Below are 7,195 nucleotides of genomic sequence, written 5' to 3' on the forward strand. Positions count from 1 at the left end.
TCCTCGTCCGACGAAGGGGGACGCGGTCTGGCAGGTGCATTCACGAACGGGCGTGCCCCCGTTCCTTCCGCGCCGTCGCCAGGCCCGCACGCATGCGCATCGCCATCATCGCCACGTACACCCATCCGACCCGGCTGCGGATCAAGGAACCCTCCATCATGCAGTCCTCCGTGCCGGAGCTCATCGCGGGCCTGTGCCCGGAGCACGCGCAGGTGGAGATCTTCAACGAGAAGGAGGCGGACCTTCCGTTGGACCGGCACTGGGACCTGGTCTTCTTCTCGTATCTGCACTCGTACTACGAGCACACCAAGGTGCTCTCCACCCTCTTCCGGCAGCGCGGCATGACGACGGTGGCGGGCGGCCGGCACGCGGGCCACTTCCCCGACGACGCGGCGAAGTACTTCGACGCGGTCATCACCGGGGAGCCGGAGTCCAACGTGCCCGCGCTCATCGCGGACTTCGAGAAGGGCGAGCTGAAGCCCCGCTACAGCCTGCCGTCCCAGGGCGCCGCCGCCATCCGGCCGTACCGCTACGATCTCATCGACTTCACGCACAACAAGGTGCGCCTGCCGGGCATCGAGGCGTCGCGCGGCTGCCCCTTCACCTGCAACTTCTGCGTGCTCACCGGCCACGAGCGCTACCGCTTCCGGCCCATCCCGGAGGTCATCGACGAGATCCAGACGCGCATGCGCTGGAACCCGAACTTCCTGGGGCTGATGGGTGACGCGTTCGTCTTCCTGGACAACAACCTGGGCGGGTCTCCCAAGTACCTGCGCGCGCTGTGCGAAGCGCTCATCCCGTTGAAGAAGACCTGGGGCTGCGCGCTCACCTTCAACGTGCTCAAGGACGAGTCGCTGGTGAAGCTGATGGCGCAGGCGGGCTGCCGCTACGTCTACACCGGCCTGGAGTCCCTCAACCCGGACTCCATCAAGGCGATGAACAAGGGCCAGAACAAGCTGTCGGAGGTGGACGCCGTCATCCGCCGCGTCTTCTCCGCCGGCATCCTCTTGTCCTTCGGGCTCATCGTCGGCTCGGACGGCGACACCAACGAATACCTGCACCGGCTGCCGGACTACCTGGCGGACCTGAAGTACTTCTCCGTCACGTTCCTGGGCATCGTGTGCCCCTACCCGGAGACGCCCTTCTTCCGCGAGCTCCAGGCGGACAACCGGCTGCTGCCCGGCACCACCAGCCGCGACTACGACGGCTACACGCTGTGCCACCGGCCCAAGCAGCTGCACGCGTCGGAGGTGGTGGAGCACTTCCAGCGGCTGTGCCGCACGCTGGGGAGCCTGCCCAACATCGCGCGGCACTACGCGTCCAAGCTGATGATGAGCGACCTGCCCCGCTACAAGCAGACCATCCTCTTCTCCGGCCCGGAGATCGTCAGCATCCGCAACCCGCTGAAGAATCCGGAGCGCCGCTACATCGCGGGCCTGGATGCCATTGAAGCCTGGGACGTGGAGCAGATGGCCGCGCTGGGCCTCACGCCGCAGGTCCTGACCGGACCCGGGACGGCAGCCGCACATCCCACGCCAGTCCCAGGGCTTGCAGCGCGCGGATGAAGAGCCAGCCCGGATCCCACTGCCACCACACCCAGCCGTGCCGCGCGGACGCGGGGAAGGCGTGGTGGTTGTTGTGCCAGCCTTCCCCCAGCGCCAGCACGCTCACCCACCACACGTTGCGGCTGTGGTCGCGCGTGTCGTGGGCGCGCCAGCCGAACGCCGCATGGCACACGGAGTTCACCGCGTAGGTGCTCTGCATCCAGCACACCACCGGGAGGAAGAAGTACGCGGGCACCGTGCGCCAGCCGAACGTCAGCCCCACCACGAGCACCGCCAGCACCTGCGGCGCGATGCGGTAGCGCAGGAGCCAGTGGTAGTAGCCGTCGTTCGCCATGTCGCGGCACCAGGTGCGCCAGCCATCCTCTTCGGTGGAGGCCTCGTTGAGGATCCACCCCATGTGCGCGTACCAGAAGCCCCGCGACGGCGAGTGCACGTCCCCGTCCGCGTCCGCCTTCGCGTGGTGCAGCCGGTGATTGGCGGCCCACAACAGCGGGCTGCCCTGCGCCGTGAGCATGGCCACCGACACCAGCGCGTACTCCACCCAGCGGGGGCACACGAACGCGCGGTGGCACAGCAGGCGGTGCAGCCCCACCGTCGTGCCCAGGCCAATGGACACGTACACGGCCAGCGCCACCGGCAGCGCGTACGGCGGCCAGGGCAGGAAGAACGCCAGCGCGGCCAGCGCATGCACCACGAGCATGTAGCCGACGATGACGGGACTGAGCTGGAAACGGAGCGGAGCGGTGATCATGGCCCGGTGCGGAGTCGAGGAAGAAGCACGCAGTGTAGGGGCCCCGCCTGACGGAACAAGGAATGCGTCCGGAGCGTCACATCACGCGGACGTCACGGGCGCGGGGCGACTGGGGCAGAAGGAGCGCCTCCACCGGCGGGGCTTGCAGGGTGGCCTGGTAGCGGTCCATGCGGCGCAGCTCCGCGCGGGCCTCCACCTCCGTGAAGATCTCCCGCGCGCGGGCGAGGAAGGCCTCGCGCCGGCCGGGCAACGCCACCGCCGCGTCGAAGTAGGCCACGCCCGTCTCCCAACGGTTGGGGCTCTTCTCCAGGACGGCGATGGCCTCCAGGAAGACCGGCTCCGCGGCCTTCGGGCCCTTGCGCAGGGCCAGCGAGCGCGCCGTCACGCGCAGCGCGGGGCCCTTGAGGTACGGGTAGAGCCGGGCAATCACGCGCGCCTTGATGCAGGCCAGCCGCACGATCTTCAGCAGCTCCTTGCGCGGCACCACCGTGGCGCCCTCCTCCAGCGCGAAGAGGGCCGCCTCCGCCGCGTCCACCAGCCCCACCTGGAGGAAGGGCACCAGCACCTGGTAGCTCCAGATGCTCTTGAAGCAGCGCACCGCGACGAGCGCCGCCTCCTCCACCTGGTGCTCGCGCACCGTGACGTTGGCCAGGTGGTTGAGGCTGGCACACTGGTTGGCCAGGTCCGCCACCTCTTCGCTGATGCGCAGGCCCTGCTCCAGCTCCGCGCACAGCTCGCCCACGTCGCCTTCGCCCAGGAGGTAGCGGCACATGGGCGCCCATGAGTGCGCCCAGCCCTGGTGCATCAGCGCGTTGAGCTCCACGCCAATGGTCTTCATCTGCTCGTAGAGCGACTCCGCCGTGCGGAAGCGCGAGTGGAGGAACTCGCCCGTGGCCTGCATCATCAGCGACGTCTGACGCTCCCAGCGCTCGCCCACCTGGCGCAGCGTGGAGACGGCCTCCTCCTGGAACTCGCGCGCGCGCTGAAGTTCGTTGGCGAAGAAGGCCTGGATGCCCAGGCGGCTGAGCGCGAGCCCCTCCGCCACGGGGTCCTTGGAGCGCCGCGCGTACTCCAGCGCCTTCTCGCAGTGGTAGCGCGAGCGCTTGAGCAGCCCCGCGCCGAACAGCAGCGTGCCGTAGTAGCCGCGCGCCAGGCTCATGGCGTAGTCGCTGCGCGAGCGCTCCGCCATGTTGGTGGACACCAGCGTCGCCCAGGTGAGCTTGGTGATGTCCGCGAAGTAGTAGATGCGGATGAGCGAGTTGAGCGTGGACAGCTGCTGGAGGTAGTTGCCCAACCGCGCCGCCGGCAACGGCCGCAGGATGAACGGCAGGAGCGACGCCAGGCCCCGCAGGAGGAGATTGGCCAGCGTGCGCAGGCCCAGCGCGGCCAGGCTCCCCGGAAGGCTGCGGCCCCGGAGCACCAGCGACTTCTCCAGGTGCTGCGTGGCGAGCGCGGACTCGCCCTTCTCCTGGTGCGCGCGGCCCAGGCCCAGGTGCAGCTCCGCCTGACGGGGGATCTCCTCCTCGTCCACCAGGCACTGCTCGAACATCAGGATGGCGTTGGCGTAGTGGCCCGCCTGGAGCAGCGTCTCCGCCAGCTCCTGCATCACCCGGCGCGTCTGGAGCAGCGTCACCTCCGGATCCACCGGGACGACGGTGCCCAAGAGCTCCAGGCCGCGGTTGTAGTGGTAGAGCGCGTCGTCGTTCGCGTACTGCGCCCGCGCGCTGCGGGCCGCCATCAGCGTGTACGCCAGGCCCTTGTCCTCCACGTTGCCCGCGAGGAAGTGGAACGCGAGCAGACCCGCGGAGGCCGCGAGGTTGTCGCTCGCGCGGGCCTCCAGGTAGCGCGCGAGCCGGCGGTGCAGGTCCTCGCGCGCCGACACCAGCAGCGTGTTGTAGGCCACGTCGCGGATGACGATGTGCTTGAAGAGGCAGGTGTACGGCTCCTCCGTCTCCAGCAGGATGAGGCCCAGGCGCTGGAGCGTGTCCATGGCCTCGCGCAGGCGCTGTGCGCCCAGGGTGGGCACCAGCGCCGCCACCGCGTCCAGCGTGAAGATGCGCCCGATGACGGACGCCACCTTCACCACCAGCTTCTCCGTCTCGCTGAGCAGGTCGATGCGCGACAGCACCACGTCCTGGATGGAGTCCGGGAGGATGAGGTCCTGAAGGCCGCGCTTCAACTCCATCCGCGTGGAGCCGGGCTCCGCCAGCCCCAGGTAGCCCTGCTCCGCCAGGCCCTCCACGATGGATTCGATGAAGAACGGGTTGCCCTGCACCTTCGCGAGCAGCCGGTCCTCCAGCGCGACGTCCGGCGGTGACAGTCGCAGGTGCACGCGCAACAGCGCCCGCGTGTCCTCGTCGTCCAGGCTCACCAGGTCCACGGGGCAGAATTCCGGCAGCTCGCGCAGCCCCTTGAGCTGGTCGCCCGGGCGCATCGTCGCCAGCACCATGATGCGGTGCGAACCCACGCGCACCGCGAGGTACTGGAGCAGGTCGATGGAGATGTAGTCCGCCCAGTGCAGGTCCTCGAAGAAGAGTAGCAGCGGCTGCGCGCGGCTGAGCTTCTCCAGGAGCTGGAAGACGATCTGGAACACCTTCTGCTGCTTGCGCCGCGCGTCCATCCCCGCCGTGACGGACGTCTCCTCCAACGTCATGCCGAGGATGCCCGCGACCACCGGGATCCACTCCGGCCCCACGTCCTCCAGGCCCTCCAGCCCCTGCCGCAGGCGCGTGAGCTGCGCCTCGGTGTCGTCCGAGTCGTGCAGCCCGAACGCCTGGAGCAGCACCTCCTTCCAGGGGAAGAAGGGGGTGAAGGCCTCGTAGGAGTAGCAGACGCCGTACAGCGCCCGCGCGCCGCCCTCCTCCGCGTCCTCCAGCACGCGCGCGCCCAGCCGCGACTTGCCGATGCCCGCCTCACCGGACACCACGCACACGCGGCCCTGCCCGGCGAAGGACGCGTTGAGCGCTTCGTGCAGCACGTTCAATTCACGGCTGCGGCCGATGATGTCGCCATGGCCCTTGATGAAGAGGCCGCGGCGCGTCTCCCCCAGGAGCCGGTACACCGGCACCGTGCGCGACACGCCCTTGAGCTTCGCGTCCTCCACGAACTCGGTGGCGAAGCCACCCTGCTGCGAACGCGACTGGGTGTTGGCGCACAGGTGCACGCCGTCCTGGCGTCCGCCGTGCGTCATCAGGCGCGCGGCCATGTTCACGACCTCGCCCAGCGCGGAGTAGCCCTTGCGCGTGGGCGAGCCCATGTCGCCGCAGTAGGCGTGGCCGGTGGCGATGCCGATCTGCAGCTCATCCAGGAAGGGGAACTGCTCGCGCGCCTTGAGCAGCTTGCAGGCCAGCCGGCACGCCAGCACCTCCTTGTTCTCCTGGGCGGTGGGCGCGCCGAACAGGACGTAGAGCACGTTGCCCTTGTCCGTGAAGTCCGTCATCAGCAGCACGCCACCGTGGTGGGCGCTCTCGCGCTGGACGAACTCGTAGTAGGCGTTGAGGTCGTGGGTGAAGGCGTCCGGATCCGTGTCCGATTGGGCGTGGGTGAAGCGCACGAAGAAGCAGGTGACGTCGCGGAAGTCGCCCGCGAACTCCTGGTGCGCGGTGGTGATCTTCGTGAAGAGCACCGGGTGCAGGAGCAGCGCGCACCGGCCCACCAGCTCCGCTCCGCCCGTGGGCGCGGGCAGCGGGCGCTTCACCGACTCCACCGGCGCGTCGAGCGCCAGCCGGTGGTTGCCACCCTCGCGAGCCTCACCCTGGCGCGCGGCTTCCGGCAGCGCCGCCCACGCCCGGGGGCTCAAGACGACCTCCGACACCGTGGCCTGCTTCTCCGCGCCCACCGCCTGCGCCAGCGGCTCACCCACGAGCGCCGGGTGCATCCACAGGCCGGTGGTGCCCATCACGATGCGGGTGGCCTCGCCAAACCCGATGCCGATGCGCGACGACACACCGAAGCGCTGGCCCAACAGCTCCAGCCGGGCGAAGCGCGCGAGCCTGCGCTGCACGCCCAGCGCGCACACCGCCGCGCGCTGCACGACGTCGCCGTCCGCCTCGCCGGGCGCGGCCTCGAAGCACGCGAGGATGGAGTCACCGGCGAACTGGTAGATGTCCCCGCCGTGGTCGCGGACCACGTCGATCATCTCCGTGTAGTAGTTCGTCAGCAGGCGCTGGAGCGCGTCGATGCCGCGCGGGCCCGCGCCGCTCAGCCCCACCACGATGGGCGTGAAGCCCGCGATGTCCAGCAGCAGGATGGCGCCCCGCACGCCCTCCGTCCGGGGCAGTGCGTCCGCCTCCTGGCTCCCGAGCCGCGCGAGGATGGCCGCCGGCATGTAGGGCGCCAGCGTCGCGACGACGGGATCAATGGGCTGCGTGGAGGGCATCCCCGGGGGCTTTCCGCTCAGGACAACGTGGCGTAGCGCAGGTAGAGGGCGCCCAGACAGACCGCGCCGTAGAGCGGAATCTCCGCCGTCTCCGTCCAGGGCTGCTGCTTCATGACCGCACCCCAGACATGCACCGCGGTCATGATGCCGCCAATGAGCCCGATGAGTTCGAAGATGACCAGGTGGCTCTTGGGGTCCGGGATGAACTGCACCACCGCGATGATGACGGACAGCGCCAGGCCGCCCAGGCAGCGCGCGAAGTAGACCGTCAGGTCATTGTTGCCCGTGGGCAGCTCCCACCCGAACCAGCGCGCCCAGCGCATCGGCACGAACAGCAACGGCAGCGCGTAGACGACCGCGAAGACCGAGGTGGAGACCGCGAGGAACCAGCTGGCCAGCGGATAGTCGGGGTTGATCATGATGGCGGACGCGGCAAGGGCTCTGGGCGTCCTCCTGCCGGGCGCACCCTCCCCTACGCCGTCCATCCTAGAATCTTTTCCC

At 69.4% G+C, this 7,195-nt stretch carries 4 protein-coding genes; 1 reads left to right on the forward strand and 3 read right to left on the reverse strand.

All coding sequences use genetic code 11. The features are described from left to right. Window positions 1-92 precede the first annotated feature (92 nt). A complete protein-coding gene (locus tag D7X32_RS16415) occupies window positions 93-1,565 on the forward strand; it encodes a B12-binding domain-containing radical SAM protein (RefSeq protein ID WP_120603488.1) in 1,473 nt (490 codons plus the stop codon). Here D7X32_RS16415 and D7X32_RS16420 read toward each other — a convergent pair. From D7X32_RS16420 to D7X32_RS16430, 3 genes are all read right to left on the reverse strand, one after another. Then, window positions 1,486-2,316 (reverse strand): acyl-CoA desaturase, encoded by an 831-nt coding sequence (locus D7X32_RS16420; protein WP_120603489.1) that lies wholly within the window; start codon window positions 2,314-2,316, stop codon window positions 1,486-1,488. The genes D7X32_RS16415 and D7X32_RS16420 overlap by 80 nt on opposite strands. Before the next feature lie 76 nt (window positions 2,317-2,392). Then, window positions 2,393-6,694 carry an AAA family ATPase gene (locus D7X32_RS16425; RefSeq protein WP_120603490.1) on the reverse strand — a complete coding sequence of 1,434 codons (4,302 nt, stop codon included), beginning with the start codon at window positions 6,692-6,694 and terminating at the stop codon, window positions 2,393-2,395. A 17-nt stretch (window positions 6,695-6,711) separates the two neighbouring features. Beyond that, a partial coding sequence (locus D7X32_RS16430) for a hypothetical protein (protein ID WP_341868135.1) occupies window positions 6,712-7,195 on the reverse strand: 484 nt, incomplete at its 5' end.

The organism is Corallococcus carmarthensis, assembly GCF_003611695.1.
Lineage (GTDB): Bacteria > Myxococcota > Myxococcia > Myxococcales > Myxococcaceae > Corallococcus > Corallococcus carmarthensis.